The following is a 23846-nucleotide window of genomic DNA, read 5'->3' on the forward strand; positions in this document are numbered from 1 at the left end:
CAATGAAATAATTAGATATAAATCTAATAATATTTATCTTTTTATTACAATTTATGTGTTTATTTAAACAGATGGGTTCAGATAGGGTTAATTTAATACTTGTAAATAATTAATCGTAATGAATAGCAAAATACCTATAAACATGACGATATTGAGTATCTTGAGCGAGTTTGAATCTGCCTTAGCCGAAGATAAAAGTAAGCTTCGTATAGATTTGCTCTATCAATTGGTCAAGTTAACTGAATATTTACCTCATCCCGCTTCGGGCCAGACCTATCAGCGTTGGCAACTTTTTGCTCAGATTGCAGGTTGTGATTTAAGTTTAGCTAAACTATTTGAGTCTCATTGCGATGCGTTAAGCATTTTAAATGAACTGGGCTATCAACAAGAAATAGATCAACAACTTTGGGCTGTTTGGGCAGCCGATGGTGGGCCAGCACCTTTGCAAATAAATAATGATTTTTGTAGTGGCATTAAGCCTTGGTGTTCGGGGGCTGAATTTATTCAAAAAGCTTTAATGAGCTATAAAGACAAGCAAGGGCAGGCGCAGCTTTGCATTGTTGACTTAGACCATTCTTCAATTACCACCGATTTGAGCCACTGGCATGCAGTTGGAATGCATGCGACGCAAACAGCAAGAGTAACTTTTCAAAGCACGCCTGTTAAACCGATAGGTCAGCCAAATGCTTATTTGGAGCGTCCAGGGTTTTGGCATGGTGCGGCTGGGGTCGCTGCTTATTGGTATGGTGCCGCCGTACGTTTAGCTGGTTTTTTACAAGAAAGTTGTCAGGCAAATCCAAACGCATTTAAAAAAATGTATTTGGGCGAGTTAGCTCAGCAGTTGGCGATAACTCAACAGTATTTTAAATATGTCGCAGAGCAAATGGATAAGCAGCCCTTATTAAGCCATGAACGAGAAATTCGCATATTACGTGCCCAAACCGAGCAATGTTGCCTGAGTGTCGTTGAGTTGGCTGGTAAAGCACTCGGTGCGCGACCTTTTTGTGAAGATGCTACTTTTGCAGCGCTTATGGCAGATTTGCCCGTCTTTATTCGACAAAGCCATGCGGCATTTGATTATGAAAATATTGCAGAACTCTGTTTGTCGGAGCCAAGCCTATGGGAACTTTGAAACATCCGTTAGTAGAAGACCGCGTTATTTTTGGTGAGGGCACAGACAAAGAGCAGTGGGTAAATGCATTTAAAGATCATCCTTTAGATTCTCTTGATCTTGAACTGTTTAAGTCTAAAAGAGTGGTGATTGTTGCTCCGCATCCCGATGATGAAATTTTAGGATGTGGCGGGTTGATGCAGCAGTTAAAAGAACAGGGCTGTCATATTGTGGTTTTGGCAGCAACCAATGGCACACAAAGTCATCCTAATTCTAAGAAATATAGTCCTGAACAGTTGAATGTGCTTCGGCCTCAAGAAAGTTTGGCGGCTTTAAATTGTTTAGGCGTGGCAGAGTCTGCCGAGCGTATCGCACTTAATTTACAAGACGGGCAGCTACATTTACAAACTGATCAGCTTTGGCAAGGTTTAGCCAAGGTGGTAAGAGCCAATGATATTTTAATTTGCAGTTATGCATTTGACGGTCATCCAGACCATGAAGCGGTGGGTAACACCGTACAAGCTTTTGCAAAAGCTCGGCAACTCCCGTGTTTGCACGTATTAATTTGGGCTTGGCATTGGGCAAAGCCTTTGGATGCCCGAATTAATTGGAGTCAGGCCAAAGCCTACACATTAACCAAAGATCAATTAATAAAAAAACATCAAGCCATGATGCAATTTAAAACACAACTTGAAGCTGATGAAAGCACGGGGAATGCCGCAGTGCTATCTCCAAGTGCGATTAATCGTCTTTTAATGCCTTATGAGGTTTATTTGAGTGATTCATTCTCGCATGTATTTTGAAGAGTTGTATCGAAGTAATAGTGATCCATGGGGCTATGACTTTCATTGGTATGAAGCCCGTAAAAGACAAATTTGTCTGGCATTATTAACGCGACAACACTATCAAAACGTTTTAGAAGTAGGCTGTTCAAATGGGCATTTAAGTGTTCATTTGGCACAGCGCGCTGGACATTTGTTATGTATAGATGTCTCTGAAAGTGCTGTCCAATTGGCCTCCCAGCGCCTGCAAAAGTTTGAACATGTGGTGGTCGAAAATAGAAAAATACCAGAAGACTTTTTAGTGCAAAAATTCGATCTGATTTTGATTAGTGAGATGGCCTATTACTTGTCGGCAAATGAGTTGCATCATTTTATTGAAAAGTTAAAGCAGAGTTTAAATACCAACGGTGAGATTCTATGTTGTCATTGGCGACATGACATTGAAGATTTTGAGCTAAATGCTCAGCAAGTACATCAAAGCTTTCAGCAACATTTTCCATTTCATCACTATTTAAGCCTAAATGACCCAGATTTTATGATTGATCTGTGGACAGAGAATTCTTCGTCTTTGGCAGAGCAGGAAGAGCTAAGATGAAAATAGGAATAGTCGTTCCCGCACATAATGAAGAGCAATATCTTTCAGCCTGTCTGCAATCCATTCAGGTTGCTATAAATCATATTGGTGATTATGAGGTAGACGTTATTGTGGTGCTTGATGATTGTACTGATCAATCACGGGCAATTGTGCAAAGTCATCAGGTCAACTGGATTGAATGTAGCTATGCCTGTGTAGGCAAGGCGAGAGACTTAGGTATTCGTCATTTAATTGAACGCGGGGTGACATGGATTGCATGTACAGATGCAGATAGTGTGGTCAACCCAGATTGGTTGCTCTATCAAATTCAGCATCAGCCTACAGATGCAATTTGCGGTACTGTGATTTTAGATGATTTAAGCCATTTGCCCCCAATTAAACAACAAAAGTACTTGGCCCATTATCAAGATCAAATGAACCATCAGCATATTCATGGGGCAAATCTAAGTTTTAGTGCGAAGGTTTACTTGCAGGTAGGAGGTTTTGAGCCAATATCTTGTCATGAAGATATTTCCCTTATTGAAAAGATTAAAAGTCTTTCTTGTAATATTACTTGGAGTAATCTAGTTCGAGTTACAACCAGCAGTCGTTTAAATGGGCGTGCACCTCAGGGTTTATCTTATTTTTTAAATCATCTTTAAAAAAAACTAAAGCATAAGCTCTCCTAAAATAGAAATATTCTTTAAATTTTTAGGGTCATATTTAATAATGAAGTGCTTCGTTCGATCTAATTTATATAAATGATCTAAAAGCAGGTAAGACCTCATCGTTAAAAGCCAGAATAAAGAGATCCATAATTAAATTGGGTAGGGTATGCAACTTAGTTGTTGTATTTATGACTACATATGTAAACAAGTCTTATTAACAAATACTTTAGCCCTTAAAATTATTGAAAATAAAGTTTAAGGCGTATGATTTTGGATTTTTTAAATTTTTTTCGCGATATTCGGGTTGAGTTAAGCCATTATCCTTGGCTAGAGATGTTGGTTTCACTCATTATTTTGATTTTTTTTGCGGCTTTGGCAAACTTTATTGCTAAACGAATTATTGTTCGGGGTGTTCGTCATTTAGTCACAAAACTCAAGTCTCCCAATCAATCAATCTTTGCTCAGCATAGTGTCATAAGTAAATTTGCAAATATTGTTCCTGCTGTTGTCATTATGAATGGTATTGCAACCGTTCCTCATCTCTCTCCAAAATTTATTGCTTTTGTAGAAATGGGGGCACAAGCCTTTATTTTTCTTACACTCGCGCTTACGGTCAGTGAAATATTAAATATATTTAATCTTATTTATCAGCGTAATCCAAAATCTAGAAATAAGCCTATTAAAGGTTACTTGCAACTCGTCAAACTCATTTTATTTGTGGTTTGTGGCCTAATGATTTTAGGAACATTCCTTAAAAAGGATGTGTTTACTTTACTGGCTGGCTTTGGTGCGATGGCGGCAGTATTAATGCTGGTTTTCCAAAATACGATTTTGTCTTTGGTTGCCAGTGTACAAATAGCATCTTATGACATGGTGCGTATTGGTGACTGGATTGAAATGCCTTCACTGAATGCAGATGGTGATGTCATTGATATTTCATTGCATACAGTGACTGTTCAAAACTTTGATAAAACCTATACCACCATTCCAACCAATAAGCTCGTTACCGATACATTTAAAAACTGGCGAGGCATGAGTAACTCTGGATGCCGTCGAATGAAGCGTTCACTATTTTTAGATCAAAGTAGTGTTCATTTCATGAGTGATGAAGAACAACAGAAGTTAAAAGAGTTTTTATTATTAGACCAATATCTTGATGCAAAGCAATCTGAAATTGACGAATTTAATAAGCATTTAGGCAATCAATCTCGTTATAACAAGCGCCGTTTAACCAATATAGGAACCTTTAGGGCCTATGTAGAATTTTATTTGCGCCAGCATAAGGGGATTGCACAAAATCAAACTATTATGGTTCGCCAATTACAGCCCACAAGCCAAGGTTTACCTCTTGAAATCTACGCATTTTCAAATACCACTGCATGGGTTTCGTATGAAGCAATTCAGTCAGATATCTTTGATCATTTAATTGCGATTCTTCCTGAATTTGGCTTAAGAGTTTATCAGGCACCTTCTGGTCATGATTTGCAAAGATTAACGTCAGAAATTAGCCCAACTAAAGTTTAATTAAAACATTAGATGTAAGATTTACTTCTGCAAAAAGCCTTCCTTACGAGGGCTTTTTTTAATTTTTTATATTGGATTCGAACCTTCGCACTTTAAATTATGCAGCAAACCAAATATTTTGATGATCACACATTGGACTCAAATGTTTAATACGTAGGTTGTCTTGTTTAAAATTGCCAAAACCTCCAGCAATATCTAATTCACTGCCTAACTCGATATGCTTGCCTTTATAGCTTAAAGCTCCTTTTTCCGAGTCCCATTGGGCGGCGTGTTCAGGAAAGATAATGAGTATATCGTTCACATATAGACACTCTTGCTTTAGTTGCAATATTCCTTTTAAACGTGCTGATGCAGACAGGCCATTAGATTGATAAACGGGGAGTTTCACAGCACTTGTATTCTCACTTGCTTCTTGCTGCTGACAACCTGCAAAAAGGATACATATAGCTGTGCAAATCAATTTCGTCTTAATACCCAATTTTATTCCTTTAGGGGCTTCCATATAGTTGATAGTAATAGACTAAAGTTACATATCAAGATTTAGATTGTTAGAGAAGATTTCATCTCACTATCAGATAGAGCTTTATAAATTAAGGCTAAACCCTCTATTGAACGACTATAAGAACCTTATTATTTTGATTGGCCTTCGGTCTTATGGGCTTTTATTGTTGTCTGTCTAATGGTCTTTTAACTCTAAAGCAGCAGAGATGTCTCATTAATTTTTTAGATTGAGCAGTATTATTCAATTTACTCAGTTATAGAGATATTAATAATATTTTTTGAAATTTTTATTATAAACAAATAATTAATAATTTATGTTTCATTTTAAATCAACTTAATTTTTGGTTAAGAAATATACAAAAATGTAAAGAATGAAATCTAAAAGAAGTTACAATGAAAATAGATGTTTTTAAAAACTAAGGAATATATATTTAAAATCATCTAATTTTATACTTAAAATACTTCTTAATTGATGTTTTTATTAAGAAATAATACTTGTAATTAATAATGAACTTAATTTAATAATTGCTGGGAATTACATTATGATTAATAAAACTTTACCTCGAAATGCATTACCCTCATTTTTTAAAGATGTCGAAATTGTGGGTTCTGCACAGGATGATTTTCTAAAATATCAACTCGATAATCAATCAAATGTATTGAAAGATACTAAAGACGAAATTGTACTTGGTATACAAAATACCCCACGGTTAGTTACCTCAGATAGGGTAAAAAGCCTTTATGTCAATAATGATTTTAAGGCTATACAAAACCTACAAAAGGAGGCGCAAAAAGATATAGATCCTATTCATGAAAATATTAAACTTCACAAAGAGAAAGCTTGGACACGCGTACGTGGAAAAGATGGCAAGGAGTTTTATCTAAGCTATTCAAAAAAAGGCAGTATGTGGGTTTTTCCTGAAGAAATGCATCGCTTGACTGATGCAGATGGAAATGTAACGTATCAATGTGTTATGCAAATTGGTTCGTACACTGCAACTGGAAATATTGTAGGTATTCATTCTTACAATTTTAGTTATAAATCAATTCTTCCGATTATGGCTATTGCACTTATTGTTGCGGTTGCATTAGCAGCTATTCTATTTCAAGGATTGGCATTTGCTATTACAGCTTTATCGTTAGTCTTAGCGACTGCTGCATCTGCTCTTGGTTTTGCTTCTTTTAGTTTTACAATCGGTCCAGTCGGCTTATTTGTTTTAGCTGCAACAGTGATCTTTATTATTGTCTTTATTGGATTAATGGCCTTATGGAATTTCATAAATCGGAAATATACGATTAGGCTACAGGTTTATAATTGGGATAAAAATTATGACTGGAAAATTGTAGATGACTTTAAGTCAAACTCTGTTACCCCAAGTACAAAAGATCCAATTTTAATTGATATTCCAAAATTTGATCCAGACGTAATTTATCCACCTGGTTTTGAACCAATAGAGCCTATTGATCAAATTTGTCATTATGCAGTTATTATTTGGGAAAATGATAATACCTTCTTAGAAGGATGTTCGATGGCTTTAAGATTCAAGAGAGGAGATAATCCTAACTATGGATTTATGTGGGCATTTTCATGTCCACGTTTTAAAGACAATCAACAAGCTGCTACAAATCAATTAACCACAGCTAAAAATTATCGTGAAAAAGAAGTTAAATGGAATAAGGATCCTTTAGGATTTAAAATCTATGCAGGCAATGATCAGAGTTCAAATATTAAATTTGGCTTGTCTGCATTAAGTGGTGCAGATGATAATCTTTACACAATCAATATTAATATCTGTCCACCCTGAAATGATGAGTATTAGTTTTTAAGATGCTTAGATGTTTTAATTCACAAAAATAGTTTAGAAACCACATCATTCTTTTGAGTGATGTGGTTTTTTATTTGAGAGTAAGCGTTATTACTATTTAACAGACTTTACGTGTCATCCACCAAAATAATAGCGCCAATAGACTAACGCCTGTACCGAGAGCACACACACCAAGCCATCCTGCATAGGCGTAGGTAGCCGTTGTGCTGATTGCACCTAAGCCACTACCGATTGCATAAAATAGCATGTATAGCCCGACAAGCCGGCTATGCGCTTCTGGACGAGTGCGAAAAATCATACTCTGGTTAGTCACATGTAAAGCTTGTCCGCCCAAGTCTAGCAATACAATGCCAATCACTAGCGCCCAGAGCGAATAAGACATGAGTGAAAGTGGCCCCCAAGCGAGTAGTAATATTACGAGAGCTGCTGCACTTGTACGCTGAGCATATCCGCGGTCGGCCCAATAACCCGCACGAGCGGCGGACAGAGCACCAACAACTCCGACAAGACCAAAAGATCCAATAATAGTATGTGAAAAACTATAGGGCGGCTTACTTAACGGTAATACCAGTGCGCTCCAAAAAATATTGAATGCTGCAAACATAAGTAAAGCTAAAACACCGCGCACTTGTAGAACTTTTTCTTGGCGAAGCAGTTTTAACATAGAGGCCAGTAGGTGCAGATAGTGCATTGTAACGGGCTGAACCTTTAAATGAGGAAGTCTTCTCCAAAGTGGTAATGCAATCATGAGCATGACGAGGGCTGCGCAAAGGTACACGCCACGCCAACCTGCTACATCACTAATTCCTCCTGAAAATACTCGGGCAAGCAGTAAGCCAATGAATACTCCACTTTGTGCCGTACCTACCACATGTCCTTGTTCATGCGGCGCAGCAGCACTCGCAGCGTAGGCAATAAGACCTTGAGTCATTGCTGTACCGAGTAAACCCACAGCAAGCATTCCTACTAGCAAGACGATTACCGACTGTGCTAATGCAACCACCACCAATGCAGATATCAATGTTACGAGTTGAATAGCCATTAAACGACGCCGGTTAATGATGTCCCCCAATGGCACCAGAAACACGAGGGCTAGTGCACAACCAATTTGAGTGGCTGTAACGACACCGCCAATGGCAGCATGACTAATGTTAAAGTCCCTAGCTAATATGTCGAGCAAAGGCTGTGCATAATAGACATTTGCTACGCTTGCACCACTTGCAATGGCAAATAGCAATATCAAGCTCCGAGACATCTCTGGAGCTTTTACATTGTTCTGTCTCGTCTGCAAGGCGGAGGTGTGAGAAGACTTCATATTTTAAACTGGTTTTAAAATGAAACTAGTTGAATGTTAGACCTGATAGTTTTAAAATGCAACTAGGTATCATGTTCCTAATTACCCATAAGGAAATCTAATGGCGAACTCTACATCTTTAAAAGATGAACCTTGTCCTGTTGCACGTTGCGTGAATGTGATAGGAGATCGGTGGTCACTGCTTATTGTGCGTGATGCTTTTGATGGAATGCGCCGTTTTGGAGATTTTCAGCGGAGCTTAGGGGTTGCGCGAAATATTCTCTCTGACCGACTAAAAAAATTAGTGGATGCTGGTGTTCTTGAAATGCAAGATGCTTCGGATGGCACGGCTTATCAGGAATATGTATTGACCGCTAAAGGAGAGAGTTTGTTCCCAGTCGTTGTAGCTTTACGACAATGGGGAGAACAGAACCTATTTGAAAGTGGTGAGCGCCACTCTTTGTTAATTGATAAAAATACAGGCCAGCAAATTCCATTTATGGCACCAGTTGCGGCAGATGGAACAGTGCTGAGAGCTTCTAATACTCAAGTGCAAAAGGTGAAATAAAATAAGAGAAAACAAAAATAACCTTTTTTAACTTAAATTTGGGCAGATTAGTTGGTACCCTTGCGCGTCAAATTAAGGTGAGATTATGAGATTTATATTCCTCTTTATCAGCGCAATTTCAATTCAATGTTATGCAGCATCAGAAGCAATGGAACTTCATTACTGTGAAACTGTGAAGAAAGCAGCGAGTGGGGTGATGGATGCTAGACAACATGAAGTGCCCGCTAAAGAGTTACACGACATCGCCGATCATCTGGAAGAGCAACAAGCCAAACAACTTTATCAAGAGCTTATCAAATCTGCATATTCTTCAAAATTATTTGAAGATCCTCTCATTAAGTCAAAAGCTGTCGAGAACTTCCAAACTACGTGGCATGAACAATGTTTAGCAAAAGAATTGGCTAAAAATATGTGAGGGTGTTAGGACGTGATGGTTAAATAGGATGCGGTTGGGTGGGGGTTTGTTTCATGCTTACCTTACAGTTTCCAAAGCCCCATCTTCTTACAAGTTTTGGGTCTTTTTAATTAATTGATTTAATTTTAATCAATTATTTGCAATAGAAATGATCAAGGAAAATAATATGTAAATTTAAACATGTACTGTCATACATGACGTAAAAATAACTTATTATCATTAAGAAAATTGAAATATATAAACTTTTTTTAACTAATTCTAAATTTCTTTTTTGTCTTGTATATCTAGTTTTTAATACTATAAAATTATTATGGATTTCAGCTTTTTCTTTAAAAAGAGGATCTTTAATAAACTCTTTTTCTTGTGCCTCATATTCGTATTTAATATTTTCTAATGTATCATTTTGATTTTCACACATAAAAAAAACAGCAATAGTAAAAAATAAAGCCCCTAAAAGGACTATTGTATTAGATAAAAAAGAATAATTGCTGCCAGTTTTTAAATTTGCTCCGACAACAATTAAAGAAGCAGGTATGGTTATAATTTGCATTTGGATATCAGAAAATGCTTTATTAATTCTTGTAATAGTTTCGGTTCTAAACTTTTCAACTTCTTTTTTTATTTTTTCAAAGGTAAATTGAGAAATATATGTATCATAATTATTTTTGATAATTTCATAAATTGTATCAAAATTATTACATAAATCATTTATTGAAATATGATTTTCATTATAAAAACTAAGAAGACTATCTGTAATAATATTTTTTATTGCATCTTTATGTATTTGACTTTCTATATAATTAATCTTAAAAGCTTGTATTTTGCTTAATAAATCTTTATTGGAAATGGTTAAATCATTTAAAATCAAAAGTTTCTTTTTGCCGAGGAAATACAATGTTTCTTGATTAGAGGCATCTCTGTTTGAGTGATCACATTGTGTTTTTAGTAAAGAAAAAAGGTTAACACTCCTTATGTAGTTTTTTATTTCTAGACTTAATGATGAGCTTTCTAATTTATCTAACTCTATAGGTGTGTAAATATAATCGATATCTTCAAAATAAATAGCATTCTGAGGCAGATTGCTTCTAAATGAAGGATCATCTGATAACATTTCTTTTAATGAAGTTTGATAAAAAGAGGGAAGTTTTATAGTAAGTTCACCATCTTCCTCATCATAGATAGGTAATATTGAAGTAGGTACAAAGCTTTTTAATTCATCGAGAAGATTTTCGGCAATAGATCGTGAGGCTTTAGGAATAAAGCCTTTATATGTTCGACGATTTGGGCGTTTTCTTTCATCTAGTAATTTAACTAACTCGACAAATTTCTCAACACCCATTTGATAAGAATCAGTTACCATTATTATCTTTCAAAGTAATTTGAGTTATTCTAGGTTTGTATTCATCAATTTCCTTAACAATATGTTTTGGAACAGGTTTTATTAAAAGACCTTCATCACTTAATATAACCTTATCGTTAATATCATCATAGGAAAAACTAACTTTTACATCACCTACAGTAAATGAAAGCTTACGCAATTGTATAAAAGATTTTTCACTTGGCTTGAATGAAGAATCAATATTTAAATTATTTTCTTTAAGGTAATTTGTAAAATCTTCAGGTTCTTCTGCATTAACCTTTCTAGAAATCGTCTCTAAATCAATTTCTAGGTCTAATTGATACTGAGTAGAAAAGTAGTTATATAAAGTATCTCTAACTAGATCTTTCTTATTAGAATCATAACTCTTAGATTCCATATAGTCTGTTATTGCGTTAATAACTTCTTTAGTATTTCTATTACTGCTATGATAACCAATACATCCTAGAGCATCTCTAAAGTATTCTGTAACCTCACTATCTTTTTGTCTTGCCCCTTTCATAAAGGATAGACAATTAACTTTTTCATCGTCTTTCAAACTTATATTATTTCGCCATTGTTCTATATTAATCCTTGCAGATTCATGTAATTTTTTAATATTCAAATATTTTCTTTTTTCGAGGGCTAATGCTTCTGTTAAACCATATCCTTCATCATTTTTTAACATTGCAATCAGAAGCCATTCTTTTTCCGAATAGGTGTAGTTTAAAATTAGTACGAATCCACCAGTACCCAGAATACACTTTGCTAGTTCATTTTTTATGAGCTCACAAATATCTTTAGAAAAATCAATAAAATCTCTTGGTTTTGGTGAGTAGAAACTTTCTAATTTATTATGAAAATCGTTCTTTTCATTAATTAATCCCCAAATAGGATTATGTTGTCTATATGATTCAAGAATATCATCACAAAATTTTTGGACAACAGCATCATCAGGCTGTAATAAATCCTTAGCAAAGTCGATAGTAACTTTATCAAGTCCGAGCTTTGTAGCTTTTTTATCGATTTGATGAAAAATTACGTTTTTTATTTCCATAGTTTTCTCAGCTTTAATACTTTCCTATATAACTCGATAATTTTCCCAACCAATCTATATTCCTTGTGGAATAACTGTGATCTTTTCGTGTTATTTAGGGTTTAAGAGTTCTAAATACATACCGTTGTTTACTACACTCAATTTTTTGAAAGTTCTTTCTATTTTTGCGTTGTATAAAACGATAATCAAATTACCTGTTTTTAAATCACTTATTTGAAAGTAAGGATTTACATACTTTAACATTTTGTTTGAATTTTGAACATATATATTCTTAAATTATAACTATTTTAATTACCTTTAAAGTTTTTACAGTTGCTATAAAGTTTGCCGTAGTCACATGTTTTCGTCTTCTAATAAGTTATATAAGGCTCATCTCATACTGAAATTGATATAGCAAAATTTAGCGAACAAAGAGGGTAAAGTTGCAACAGAATATAAAGTATTTCTTTTATATGACTTCGACTAGTCAAAGCTAACTATCAGACAATAAAAAAACCACCTAACTCTTTCGAATTAAGTGGTTTTTAAATTTTGGAGCGGGAAACGAGACTCGAACTCGCGACCCCAACCTTGGCAAGGTTATGCTCTACCAACTGAGCTATTCCCGCAATGTGAGCACATTATAGAGTGTTTCACTAAAGTGTCAACACTCTTGTGATTTAATTGAACATTTAATCAGCACGACGCCAAACTGTACCTTGACGAGTATCTTCTAATACAACACCTTGGTCGAGCAAAGACTGACGAATACCATCTGCTTTAGCAAAGTCTTTTGCTTTTTTCGCATCAACACGTTGTTGAATAAAATCTTCAATTTCAGCATCAGACAAAGTAAGCGCTTCTTGTCCAATATCTGATTTTAAGAAATCATCTACATTATGTTGTACCAAACCTAAAATGTTGGTGAGGTGACGTAATGTCGAATAAAGCACAGTCGCTTGGTCAGCTTGCTCTTCTTTTACAGCACGGTTTAACTCTTTATTGAGTTCAAACAATACAGCCATTGCTTCGGCTGTGTTGAAGTCATCACACATTGCATTGTTAAAGCGTTCAACAAAGCTTTGATCAAGCGTTTCAGTTGTCGTTTGACCATACACTTGTTGGTAAGCTTTAAATGAATGGTAGAAACGCGTTAAAGAAGTTTTCGCTTCTTTGAGTGCCACATCAGAGAAGTTCACAGGGCTGCGATAGTGTGAAGACACAATAAAGTAGCGGATCACTTCAGGGTGGAATTTCTCCATCACGTCACGAATCGTAAAGAAGTTGCCTAAAGACTTAGACATCTTTTCACCATCAACATTAATGAAGCCAACATGCATCCAGTAGTTTACATATTGTTCGCCAGTTGATGCTTCACTTTGCGCGATTTCATTTTCATGGTGTGGGAACATTAAATCTGAACCACCACCATGAATGTCAAAGTGATTGCCTAGGCAGCAAGTCGACATTGCAGAACATTCAATGTGCCAGCCCGGACGACCATTGCCCCACGGTGATGCCCAAGAAGGTTCATTTTCTTTGGCATGTTTCCAAAGAACAAAGTCAAACGGATGTTTCTTTTCAACTTCTACGTCAACACGTTCGCTTGCTCCAGCTTGCATATCGTCAAGTTTACGGCCAGAGAGGCGACCATATTTTTCAAATTTAGTGACTTCAAAATAAACATCACCATTTGAAGCAGGGTAAGCAGCACCTTTATTTACCAGATTGCCAATCATATTTTGCATCTGGTCAATATATTCAGTCGCTTTAGGTGCTTCATCAGGAGCTAAACAGCCTAAATTGGCTGCGTCTTCGTTCATTGCATCGATGAAACGAGTGGTGAGTTGTTGAATCGTTTCACCATTCTCATTAGCACGTTTAATGATTTTGTCGTCAATGTCTGTAATATTGCGGATATAGCGAACATTCCAGCCTTGACTACGCAAGAAACGTATAATGTAGTCAAATGCAACCATAACTCGAGCATGCCCGATATGACAGTAATCGTATACGGTCATTCCGCAGACGTACATATCGATGTGACCTTCTTTGCGAGGTACAAATTCAACTTTTTTTCGTTGCTCAGAGTTATATAAAACAAACGGTTGCATAAGGGTTTTCAAACACTCAACAAAAACAGTGTTACATCATAACTGATGCATCATTTTTCACAAAGTTTTATGCAAGAATTTTATAAGCTTGTGAAATCTTATACATTTAAAAACGTGTAAATGATTGAGTTATGTTAGAATGCCCCCAAATCTTTTGATTAAAATCACCGATCTTCACAAGAGATCAGATCAATTATTTTGAGTCAAACTCGTATGCCCAATCCTACAGATTTTCAAAGCAGCGCATTAGCAACCTTGCGTATTGAGCAGCAAGCCATAGACGTGTTAGCAACACAAATTAATGACAGTTTTAATCAGGCCTGTGAAATATTATTACAGTGTAAAGGCCGTGTTGTGATTACTGGCATGGGGAAGTCAGGGCATATTGGCCGTAAAATGGCCGCGACTTTTGCTTCAACTGGCACACCATCTTTCTTTATGCACCCGGGCGAAGCGGGGCATGGTGATTTGGGAATGCTAGTTCGCGGTGACGTTTTAATTGCGATTTCCAACTCTGGAAAAAGTGATGAAATCATGATGTTGATGCCACTCATCAAACATCTTGGTGTACCACTTATTACCATTAGTCGTACTGATAAAGGCCCAATGCCTCAAAATGCAGATATTGCTTTAACTTTAGGTGAGTCTGACGAAGCGTGCCCATTAGGATTAGCTCCGACATCGAGCACGACAGCAACTTTAGTGTTAGGTGATGCACTAGCGGTTGCTTTACTTGAAGCTCGTGGTTTTACTGCAGATGATTTTGCCCGTTCGCATCCTGCGGGAGCATTGGGTAAACGCTTACTTTTACATGTAAAACATCTAATGCACACTGGCGATGAATTGCCAAAAGTTTCACCAGACACACCAATGAATCAAGTGCTCTACGAAATTTCTAATAAGCGTTTGGGCTTGACGACAATTGTTGATGAACAAGAACATTTGCTTGGCATTTTCACTGATGGTGACTTGCGCCGTTTAATTGATAGACAGCAAGGTTTTGATGTGAATTTACCTGTTTCTGAAGTGATGACAAAAAAACCGTCAACTATTTCTCAAGAAGCACGTGCGGTAGAAGCTCTACAACAGCTTAACCTGAAAAAAATTAGTCAATTTGTTGTGGTTGATGACCAAAATAAAGTGATTGGTGTAATTAGTATGCATGACCTTATTCAGGCAGGGGTAAATTAATCAATGGCATCTTATGCATTGTTAGAACAAGCACGTCATTTACAGGCATTGGTTCTGGATGTGGATGGTATTTTGAGTGACGGTTTTGTAACTTTAACGAATAGTGGCGATGAGATTAAATCGTTTGATATTCGGGATGGCTTAGGAATGAAGCTTGTACAGCAAGCGGACATGAAGGTCATCATTATTACAGGCCGAAAAAGTAATATTGTTGAGAAGCGTATGTCTGATTTAGGCGTAGACCTCGTTTTTCAAGGGCGTGAAGACAAAGGCTCTGCGCTGCGCGAAGCTTGTGCACAGTTTAATATTTTGCCTTCTGATTGTTTATATATGGGCGATGACTGGCCTGATTTATCTGCTTTTGCAATAGCAGGAATGAGTGTCACTGTGCCAAACGGTCATGAGGAAGTGCGTCGCCGTGCTCATTTAGTTACCCAGTCGATGGGCGGACGTGGTGCTGTACGAGAAGTCTGTGATATGTTGCTGATCGCAAAAGGCATTTACCAAGAACTTCTTGAAAAATATCTTGCAGTACCGCATTAATAATAAGATTACTTAAAAAGGTAGGCTATTCCTGCTCATGGATACCAGAGTTTTATCTATTGTTGCTGTAGTTATTGCTGCTATAAGTGGTGGTTATTACTACTATAGTGGCAAAGCAAAAAAACTAGACATTGCTTCTGCGAAGAATATGACATATTCGGCGCAGGGCGTCCATTTGACTCAAACTGATGATCAAGGCAATTTGTATATTCGTGCTGAAGTTCGTCAGCTTGAACAGGATATGCAGCAAAAAACATCAAAGTTGGATCAACTTAATGCATCTATGTATAAAGATGGCAAAGTTGATGCGACGTTCTTGGCGAAACAGGCAAATGGTTATGATGATAATAGTAAAGTTATATTATCGGGTGATGTGGTAGCAACTAAACTGGCTCCACAGGGGAAAATTGAATTCCAGACCGATGAGTTAACAGGATATCCAAAGACCAGAGAAATTGAAACGAATCATCAAGTGATTGTTCATTCTCCACAGGCCGATTTTGTCAGCAAAGGATTAAAAGCCAATTTGAATAACGGTCAGTACGAATTTTTTAGTATTCGAGGAAAGTATGCACCAAAGTCTTAATTTAAAACGTTCTTCAGCTTTCCTAAAACAAGCTGCGGTAATTACATTCGTTGCTATATCATCAGCTTCGACTTTTGCGTTACCGTCTGACCGTAATCAACAACTTTCATTAGTGGCAGACCGTGCAACTTATAACGAAAAAACCGGTTTGACGACTTATACTGGCAATGTCATGATTGAGCAAGGCACGATGAAGCTGCAAGCCGATTCAATTGTTGCTACGCTAAACTCTAAACGTCAAATTCAAACCATTACTGCTAAGGGCAGACCATCTAAGTTTCAGCAACAAGTAAGTGCTGATAAGGGTGTGGCACGTGGTGAAGGACAGACCATTGTTTATAATGCAGATACGGGCATTATTACACTGTCTGGTAATGCATATTTATATCAAGATGGTTCTAGTATTCGTGGTAACTCATTGAAATATAGTATGAACAAGGGTGATGTTGAAGCTCAGGGTTCATCGTCAAATCGTGTGCAAATTATTATTCCACCATCAAGTTCAAAAACCTTTCCAGGAGCGCGTGAATAATGCAACAAGCTCTTCAACAACCCCAAACTTTGTGTATTAAGCACTTAGGAAAAAACTATAGTAAGCGTTGGGTCGTCAAAGACGTATCTTTTAGTATGCAAAGTGGACAGATTGTTGGTTTGCTTGGCCCTAACGGTGCCGGAAAAACAACAAGCTTCTATATGGTTGTAGGGCTAGTGCGTATGGACAAAGGTGAAATTCACCTTGATGATCTGGATATGTCCGATTTGGCAATGCATGAACGGGCAAGAAAAGGAATCGGATATCTTCCGCAAGAAGCTTCTATTTTTAGAAAGCTGACAATCGCTGAAAATATTATGTCCATTTTAGAGACACGCAAAGACCTAAATAAGCAGCAGCGCCAGCAACGTCTTACTGAATTATTGAATGATTTTAAAATCAGTCATATTAAAGATTCATTAGGAATGAGTGTGTCTGGTGGTGAACGCCGCCGTGCTGAAATTGCTCGTGCATTGGCTGCCGATCCTAAATTTATGTTACTTGATGAGCCATTTGCTGGTGTTGACCCAATTTCGGTTGGAGATATTAAAGATATTATCCAGACTTTAAAGGATCGTGGCATTGGTGTACTTATTACTGACCATAACGTACGAGAAACTCTGGCAATTTGTGAGCGTGCATATATTGTGAGTGAAGGTGCTGTAATTGCAGAAGGTACACCACAAGAAATTCTCGATAACGAACAAGTCCGTAAAGTGTACTTGGGTGACGATTTTACAGTTTAAATAAAACAGTTAATCTATTTGTCTAAAAAGAGGTCAATGCCTCTTTTTAGTTTTTTTACATTTATTTTTTTAAAACAATAAATTAACCCATTCATTTAATGAAAATATAATGTGTGAATTATTCCTGCAATTATGCTTCTTTATGCAAAAAAATATGTAGAATGTAAATGCTTTTAAACGATAACAAACAAGATCAACAAGACAAGCATGATTGGATATAACCAGAAAAGAGTAAAAGGGACATGTAAAAAGCCGGCTTTCCTGAAAGGGTTGATGCTTTTAACTTCATTGCATGTACCTGTGGTGATATATGCTGCTAAACCAAGTGAGCAATATCACACCCTAAAAGACAACTTATCGCAACTTTTTGCCCCAAAAAGTAGTGATGAATTTAAAGTTGCCAAGATGCAAGAGCTGAGTAATTTTAAGGTTGATCGTTCTAGAGTTCAGGAGTTTCCGACTGTTCAACTCAATGATAGAGCAGCTTCATCTTATTCAAATTTGCCATCAAGGAAGATGACTTTGCAGGAGGCGGTGAAAATTGCCATCCAGCGCAACCCCGATATTTCTCAAGCGATTTCCACTTTAGCTGGTCAAAATGCGGGTATTGATTTTGCCAAGGCAGGTTATTATCCCCAGCTTTCAGGTGGAATAACGACCGGTGATTTAAGTAGTGGCGAGCGTGGTCGGCAGTTATTGACCCTAAATGCGACTCAAATGCTCTACGATTTTGGCAAAGTTAAATCAGGCGTAGATATTGCGCAAGCTAAGGTTCAGGTTGAACAAGCCAATGTTCTCGTCAGTATTGATGATATTGCACTCGATGTTGCACAGTCGATTGTCAATATTCAGCGCTACCTTCAATTAAATAAAATTGCTGAACAGCAAATTGCAGGTATCCAGCGAATTCAGGAAATTGCCAATTTACGTGCAAATGCTGGAATTAGCAGTCAGGCTGATCCAATTCAAGCTCAGTCTTATTTACAAGCTGCTCAGGCGAGTTTGATTGCACAGCAATCATTATTAAGTCAGTACCAGCAACATTTAAGAACATTATTGGGTGCAGATGTCTCACGAACAGGTTGGATTATTTCAGATGATCTGGTGAAGCAGTCTGATTTATATGGTGAACCTGAATTTAATACCATTCCAAAAATGATCTCGGCCCAAGCAAGTGTGGAAGTTGCTAAGGCACAAAAGGAACAGACTCATTTAACGCGTTATCCAACCTTATCGGTCAAAGGTTCCGTAAGTCAGGCCATTAATGGAAAAAACCCAAACAATGATAAAGATGATGGTCTATATAGTTCCATCATGCTTGAAGCGAGCAGCCAGTTTTATCAAGGAGGGGCAATTTCTTCTCAGGTAAAAATGGCCAGTTATGCAGAAGAAGCTGCAAAGTCTAAAGTCAATTCTGTTTATTTGGATGTTCTAGATAAGATAAGAACTAGCCGTGAGCAAATTGAAAATAAGCAACGCCAAATGTTGGTTTTAGCAAATCGCCAAGCCACAACGGTTCGTACACGTGAACTTTATCAAGAACAGTACAAACTTGGTACACGGTCATTGGTCGATTTATTGAATGCAGAACAGGCCATTCATAGTGCTGATGCAGACCTTGAGTCGGCACGTTATGACATCTACAACAGTATTGTTCAGTACATTTCGGCAACAGGACGTTCCCGCCAAGCCTATGGCTTAAATAATATTTCAATTCAGGGGTTCGAAGTACAACCATGATGACAAAAATAAACTACCAGCCCTGGTTACAGGCGGTCTTAACGATTGCTAAACATTATCGAATTGAGCCTTCAGAAGAAAGAATTCGTTTACAACTTGACTGGAACCAAAATCAAAACCTTGATGATGTTTTACAGCTCATTACACGTCAGGTTGGACTAAATTTACGTAAAGTGCCGTTTTCTTTAGAGGTTCTGAACCCGTGGCGCTTACCTGTTATGGTCGAGTTTTATGACGGACAGGTCGGTGTTATTGGTAAAGCAGACACCCAAGGAAATGTCAGTATTCAGTTGAGTGGAGACCATGGTCTTTCTCAAAATTTGAGCTTAGATGTCTTAAAAAACACAATTAAGAATGTCTATATCCTGCGTCCTGAAACGTCTATTCCCGATGCACGTATTGACGAATATATCAAACCGTATGAAGCAAGCTGGTTTTGGTCAATTGTTCTAAGAGACTGGAAACGCTACGTTGATATTATGTTTGCCTCACTCATTGCCAATGTATTGGCATTGGCAACGATTATTTTCTCAATGCAAGTCTATGACCGCGTTGTGCCATCACAGTCGATACCGACCTTATGGGTTCTTGCTGGTGGTGTGCTCATTGCTGCTCTTTTTGAGTTTACCTTACGTATATCAAGGGTATATTTATCCGATATTATTGGTAAACGTGCCGACTTACGTGTTTCTGATCGCGTATTTGGTCATGCACTAAGAATCAAAAATAAAGACCGATCAAAGTCGACGGGTAGTTTTATTTCCCAGATTCGTGAACTCGAAGGTGTTCGTGAACTGGTGACTTCTACCACGATTAGTGCAATTGCAGATTTTCCATTCTTTTTCTTGTTCCTTACGATCTTTGGCATTATTGGTGGGAAGCTATTCTGGGTGATGTTGGTTATTGTACCGCTTATGATTTTGCCGGGTGTTCTCGTGCAGAAAAAGCTAGCGCAACTCGCACAGGAAGGCATGAGAGAATCTTCAATCCGTAATGCAATTCTTGTAGAAGCGGTGCAGGGTATTGAAGATATCAAGCTATTGCGTGCCGAATCACGTTTCCAAAACCAGTGGAACCACATGAACGAAGTTTCAGCCGATATCGCTATGAAACAACGTAAAATTGTTGGGACCTTAATGGCATGGACTCAAATGCTTCAGGGTTTGACCTATGCGATTGTGGTTTTGGTGGGATGTTTTGCAGTGATGGATGGCGAAATGACCACGGGTGCGTTAGTGGCATGTTCAATTTTATCTTCACGAATGTTAGCACCGATTGCACAAATTACTGGTGTTCTAGGTCGTTTACAGCAGGCGAAAGTTGCAAAACAAAGTCTGGATGAACTCATGCAACGCCCGATTGATCAGGCTGACCGTGCACATTTGGTACACAAGGCTGCTTTAAATGGCGACTACGAGTTACAAAATCTCTTATTCCAATATGGAGATGAAGACCCGAAACCAAGTTTGGCAATCCGTCATTTAAAAATTCGTGCTGGTGAAAAAATTGCAATTTTGGGGCGCAATGGTGCGGGTAAATCGACATTACTTCAGCTTTTATCAGGGATGCAAGTTCCAACTCAAGGTGCTGTGCATTTAGATGGTCTGGATCTTTCTTTAATTGATCCATCTGATGTGCGCCGTGATATGGGCCTGCTTAACCAAAATGCGCATCTTTTCTACGGTACGATTCGTGAAAACCTTACTTTGGGTGCACCGCTTGCAACGGATGAAGATATTCTTCGCGCTTTAGTCGTGACTGGTGCATTAAATTTTGTACAAGAGAAAAAAGAAGGGCTAGATCACCTGATTTTAGAAGGTGGTGTTGGTTTCTCGGGCGGTCAAAGACAAGCATTGTTATTGGCTCGTTTATTGATTCGTCAACCCAACATTTTATTGCTCGATGAACCAACAGCATCTATTGATGATGTGGCAGAGAAACAATTGATTGATCACTTAAAAGGATGGCTGGCACATCGAACCTTGATTGTTGCGACTCACCGCCGAGCTGTTTTGGAACTGGTGGATCGTATTATTGTCGTTAATGAAGGCAAAATCGTGATGGATGGCCCAAGAGATCAAGTCCTTAATCAATCAACAGCCCAACAAAAACAAGTGCAAGGGGGTAATTCATGAGCGAACAACAACAAGAACTCACCCGTTCAATGAATGTCACTTATAGTGAGCCACCGTTACCGCGTGCCAGTTTAGTGATCTGGATTGTGGGTATTGGTTTAGTTATTTTCTTTATCTGGGCATGGGTATTTAAGCTTGAAGAAGTGTCTACTGGTACAGGTAAAGTCATTCCATCATCTAAAGAGCAGGTCATCCAGTCTTTAGAGGGGGGTATTTTAACCAAACTGAATGTACAAGAAGGCGATATTGTTCAAAAAGGCGAAATTCTTGCACAATTAGATCCAACCCGTTTTGCATCTAATGTAGGTGAATCTACATCTTTACTGACTTCTGCTCAGGCAACAGCAGCGCGGTTACGTGCGGAAGTAAATGGTACACCATTGGTTTTTCCTGAAATTGTGAAGAAACAACCAAAACTTGTACAAGAAGAAACAGCACTATATCGTTCACGTCGGGCTGATCTTGAGCAAACACTTGCAGGTTTAAAACAGGCTTTGCAACTGGTACAACAAGAACTGACAATGACGGAACCGTTGGTTGCTAAAGGTGCGGCAAGTGAGGTTGAAGTTTTACGTTTACGCCGTGAAGCAAACGACCTTAGAAACAAAATGAATGATGCGCAGAACCAGTATTATGTTAAGGCTCGTGAAGAGTTATCTAAAGCCAATACAGATAGCGAAACACAACAACAAATCGTACTTGGTCGTAGTGATAGTTTAGATCGAGCTGTCTTTAAAGCACCCGTACGTGGTGTTGTAAAAGAAATTGCGGTCACTACCCATGGTGGTGTTATTCCGCAAAATGGTAAATTGATGACCATTGTACCGATTGACGAACAATTGCTCATTGAAGCGCGTATTTTGCCACGTGACATTGCTTTTATTCGACCGGGACAAGAAGCACTGGTTAAGATTACTGCCTATGACTACTCAATTTACGGTGGCTTAAAAGGGAAGGTTACGGTTATTTCTCCAGACACAATTCGTGATGAAGTTAAACAAGACCAATTCTATTATCGTGTTTATATCCGAACTGATTCAGACAAGCTTTACAATAAAGAAGGTAAGGCATTCGGTATTACACCAGGTATGGTGGCAACTGTAGATATTCGTACTGGTGAAAAAACAGTACTGGATTACTTGCTAAAACCATTTAATAAAGCCAAAGAAGCGTTACGAGAAAGATAATAAAAAAGCCCCGAAATTCGGGGCTTTTTTTATGGGTTTGATTCTATTAAATTCACGTTATAATTTGATTTTTCTTATGCTTTATTTAATTTATGGCTTTTACGATTGCATCACCCATTACGTTTGAAGAAGAAATTAAAAAAAGTAGATTTGAGGCCATTGCTGTACCTGTAGAAAATGAACAGCAAGTTAAAGAATTTTTAGAACAAAACAAAGATATTTCGACAACTCATCAATGTTGGGCATGGAAAATTGGCCATAACGTTCGCTTTAACGATGATGGTGAACCTTCAGGAACAGCAGGGCGTCCAATCTTGGCAACCATTGAAGGGAATGAACTGACTAATATTATTGTGATGGTTAACCGTTGGTATGGTGGAATAAAACTCGGAACTGGTGGCCTTGTAAGAGCATACGGTGGCTGTGCCGGACAATGTTTACTTTTGGCTGAGCGTATTGAACTCATTGCAAAAAAGACGATTTACTTTTCCTGTCACTTTAATGAATGGGCTATCTTTCAATATGAGCTTACTCAGCAACAAATTGAATATCAGGAAACTTACACTGCAACAGGTGTAGATGTCGAAGCAAGACTACAAATACATCAAATTGAGCCACTTGCCTTAAAGCTAAGAGATGTAACACGTGGTCGTGAAGCGTTAAAAATTGAGGATGAATTAACTGATGACTGATTCCTTACTTAAATATCGTGAACAGCATAAGCACCGTTTAAATTATATGCCATGGTTATATTGGACTTTAAAACCTAAAAATCGTGCTTGGGCTGAAGAATGGCAAAAAGAATATCAGGCTTATTTGATGGACATGGAAACTGTTGAGATTGGGGAAAATTGTTTTATTTCACCTTTAGCTCATATTTTTGCTGAGCCAGGACGAAAAATTATTATTGGTGATAATTGTTTTATCGCAGCAGATTGCAGTTTGCATGGACCTCTTGAAATTGGCAATGAGGTTGCGATAAACCATCATTGTATTTTAGATGGAGGACGAGCCGGCATAAAGTTGCATGATCAGGTTCGTATTGCTGCATATTGCCATTTATATGCATTTGATCATGGTATGCAATTAGACCGTCCACTTTACCAGCAACCTGTCACTTCGAAAGGAATTGAAATTGAGCAAGACGTTTGGTTGGGGGCACATGTGGGTATTAAAGATGGTATTAAAATAGGTAAGCATGCTGTGATTGGCATGAATAGTATGGTGACGAAAGATGTGGAACCGTACCATATTGTGGGTGGTAACCCCGCAAAATTTATTCGTTTAAGGGAATAATACAGTCTCAAGAATGTAATAAAATGTTTGATCTTTAAACAAAAAAGTTGATTTTTACACATAAACCTTAACATACAGATTTTTATCTATGTTAAGTTAAAGCTAAGTTTTAATAATAAT

The 23846-nt window shown here is 37.6% G+C and carries 23 protein-coding genes and 1 tRNA gene; 18 read left to right on the top strand and 6 right to left on the bottom strand.

Annotated elements, in window-relative coordinates; all coding sequences use genetic code 11:
* The first annotated feature begins 118 nt into the window (after positions 1–118).
* From I5515_RS04560 to I5515_RS04580, 5 genes are all read left to right on the top strand, one after another.
* A complete protein-coding gene (locus I5515_RS04560) occupies positions 119–1132 on the top strand; it encodes an acyl-CoA dehydrogenase (RefSeq protein ID WP_199964967.1) in 1014 nt (337 codons plus the stop codon).
* Positions 1120–1914, top strand: coding sequence for a PIG-L deacetylase family protein (locus tag I5515_RS04565; RefSeq protein WP_199964968.1), 795 nt, complete (start codon positions 1120–1122; stop codon positions 1912–1914). Before I5515_RS04560 ends, I5515_RS04565 begins: the two co-directional genes overlap by 13 nt.
* On the top strand, positions 1889–2488 hold the full coding sequence (locus I5515_RS04570; protein ID WP_199964969.1) for a class I SAM-dependent methyltransferase: 600 nt from the start codon (positions 1889–1891) through the stop codon (positions 2486–2488). The genes I5515_RS04565 and I5515_RS04570 overlap by 26 nt, the downstream gene beginning before the upstream one ends.
* On the top strand, positions 2485–3129 hold the full coding sequence (locus I5515_RS04575) for a glycosyltransferase (protein WP_199964970.1): 645 nt from the start codon (positions 2485–2487) through the stop codon (positions 3127–3129). The genes I5515_RS04570 and I5515_RS04575 overlap by 4 nt, the downstream gene beginning before the upstream one ends.
* A 276-nt stretch (positions 3130–3405) precedes the next feature.
* Complete coding sequence (locus I5515_RS04580) at positions 3406–4659, top strand: mechanosensitive ion channel family protein (protein WP_199964971.1); 1254 nt, start codon at positions 3406–3408, stop codon at positions 4657–4659.
* 97 nt (positions 4660–4756) lie between these two features.
* Here the strand turns inward: I5515_RS04580 and I5515_RS04585 are convergent, their stop codons facing one another.
* A complete protein-coding gene (locus I5515_RS04585) occupies positions 4757–5161 on the bottom strand; it encodes a hypothetical protein (RefSeq protein WP_199964972.1) in 405 nt (134 codons plus the stop codon).
* A 541-nt stretch (positions 5162–5702) separates the two neighbouring features.
* On the opposite strand from I5515_RS04585, the gene I5515_RS04590 reads away from it, so the two are divergent.
* Entirely contained in the window at positions 5703–6965 is a 1263-nt protein-coding gene (locus I5515_RS04590; protein WP_199964973.1) for a hypothetical protein, read from the top strand.
* A gap of 118 nt (positions 6966–7083) precedes the next feature.
* On the opposite strand, the gene I5515_RS04595 is transcribed toward I5515_RS04590, so the two are convergent.
* Entirely contained in the window at positions 7084–8241 is a 1158-nt protein-coding gene (locus I5515_RS04595) for an MFS transporter (RefSeq protein ID WP_413784474.1), read from the bottom strand.
* A gap of 160 nt (positions 8242–8401) precedes the next feature.
* Here I5515_RS04595 and I5515_RS04600 point away from each other — a divergent pair, with 160 nt between their 5' ends.
* Positions 8402–8848 (top strand): winged helix-turn-helix transcriptional regulator, encoded by a 447-nt coding sequence (locus tag I5515_RS04600; protein WP_199964975.1) that lies wholly within the window; start codon positions 8402–8404, stop codon positions 8846–8848.
* A gap of 85 nt (positions 8849–8933) precedes the next feature.
* Positions 8934–9263, top strand: a complete 330-nt coding sequence (locus I5515_RS04605; RefSeq protein WP_057076979.1) for a hypothetical protein — start codon at positions 8934–8936, stop codon at positions 9261–9263.
* A gap of 133 nt (positions 9264–9396) precedes the next feature.
* On the opposite strand, the gene I5515_RS04610 is transcribed toward I5515_RS04605, so the two are convergent.
* The 4 genes from I5515_RS04610 to cysS all read right to left on the bottom strand — a co-directional run bounded on the left by I5515_RS04610 (position 9397) and on the right by cysS (position 13770).
* Entirely contained in the window at positions 9397–10623 is a 1227-nt protein-coding gene (locus I5515_RS04610; RefSeq protein WP_199964976.1) for a hypothetical protein, read from the bottom strand.
* Entirely contained in the window at positions 10613–11677 is a 1065-nt protein-coding gene (locus tag I5515_RS04615) for a nucleoid-associated protein (protein ID WP_045435883.1), read from the bottom strand. Before I5515_RS04615 ends, I5515_RS04610 begins: the two co-directional genes overlap by 11 nt.
* 532 nt (positions 11678–12209) lie before the next feature.
* A tRNA-Gly gene (locus I5515_RS04620) sits at positions 12210–12285 on the bottom strand.
* A 63-nt stretch (positions 12286–12348) separates the two neighbouring features.
* Positions 12349–13770, bottom strand: coding sequence for a cysteine--tRNA ligase (gene cysS, locus I5515_RS04625; RefSeq protein ID WP_199964977.1), 1422 nt, complete (start codon positions 13768–13770; stop codon positions 12349–12351).
* A gap of 213 nt (positions 13771–13983) precedes the next feature.
* Here cysS and I5515_RS04630 point away from each other — a divergent pair, with 213 nt between their 5' ends.
* The 10 genes from I5515_RS04630 (at position 13984) to I5515_RS04675 (ending at position 23726) form a co-directional block, all read left to right on the top strand.
* Positions 13984–14961, top strand: coding sequence for a KpsF/GutQ family sugar-phosphate isomerase (locus I5515_RS04630; RefSeq protein ID WP_199964978.1), 978 nt, complete (start codon positions 13984–13986; stop codon positions 14959–14961).
* Between the two features lie 3 nt (positions 14962–14964).
* Complete coding sequence (locus tag I5515_RS04635; RefSeq protein ID WP_199964979.1) at positions 14965–15504, top strand: KdsC family phosphatase; 540 nt, start codon at positions 14965–14967, stop codon at positions 15502–15504.
* A gap of 37 nt (positions 15505–15541) precedes the next feature.
* On the top strand, positions 15542–16090 hold the full coding sequence (lptC, locus tag I5515_RS04640; RefSeq protein ID WP_199964980.1) for an LPS export ABC transporter periplasmic protein LptC: 549 nt from the start codon (positions 15542–15544) through the stop codon (positions 16088–16090).
* Positions 16074–16622 (top strand): lipopolysaccharide transport periplasmic protein LptA, encoded by a 549-nt coding sequence (gene lptA, locus I5515_RS04645; protein WP_199964981.1) that lies wholly within the window; start codon positions 16074–16076, stop codon positions 16620–16622. The genes lptC and lptA overlap by 17 nt, the downstream gene beginning before the upstream one ends.
* The gene (gene lptB / locus I5515_RS04650; RefSeq protein ID WP_003650837.1) at positions 16622–17368 is read left to right on the top strand and encodes an LPS export ABC transporter ATP-binding protein; all 747 of its coding nucleotides are present in this window, start codon (positions 16622–16624) and stop codon (positions 17366–17368) included. The genes lptA and lptB overlap by 1 nt, the downstream gene beginning before the upstream one ends.
* A gap of 273 nt (positions 17369–17641) precedes the next feature.
* Positions 17642–19108 carry a TolC family outer membrane protein gene (locus I5515_RS04655; RefSeq protein WP_199964982.1) on the top strand — a complete coding sequence of 489 codons (1467 nt, stop codon included), beginning with the start codon at positions 17642–17644 and terminating at the stop codon, positions 19106–19108.
* Positions 19105–21243, top strand: a complete 2139-nt coding sequence (locus tag I5515_RS04660) for a type I secretion system permease/ATPase (RefSeq protein ID WP_199964983.1) — start codon at positions 19105–19107, stop codon at positions 21241–21243. The genes I5515_RS04655 and I5515_RS04660 overlap by 4 nt, the downstream gene beginning before the upstream one ends.
* Positions 21240–22430, top strand: a complete 1191-nt coding sequence (locus tag I5515_RS04665; RefSeq protein WP_199964984.1) for an HlyD family efflux transporter periplasmic adaptor subunit — start codon at positions 21240–21242, stop codon at positions 22428–22430. Before I5515_RS04660 ends, I5515_RS04665 begins: the two co-directional genes overlap by 4 nt.
* 92 nt (positions 22431–22522) lie before the next feature.
* The gene (locus tag I5515_RS04670; RefSeq protein ID WP_199964985.1) at positions 22523–23122 is read left to right on the top strand and encodes an IMPACT family protein; all 600 of its coding nucleotides are present in this window, start codon (positions 22523–22525) and stop codon (positions 23120–23122) included.
* On the top strand, positions 23115–23726 hold the full coding sequence (locus I5515_RS04675) for a DapH/DapD/GlmU-related protein (RefSeq protein WP_199964986.1): 612 nt from the start codon (positions 23115–23117) through the stop codon (positions 23724–23726). The genes I5515_RS04670 and I5515_RS04675 overlap by 8 nt, the downstream gene beginning before the upstream one ends.
* Positions 23727–23846: the final 120 nt, after the last annotated feature.

The sequence above is a fragment of the Acinetobacter calcoaceticus genome (assembly GCF_016508255.1).
In the GTDB taxonomy this organism is placed as follows: Bacteria; Pseudomonadota; Gammaproteobacteria; order Pseudomonadales; family Moraxellaceae; genus Acinetobacter; species Acinetobacter calcoaceticus_E.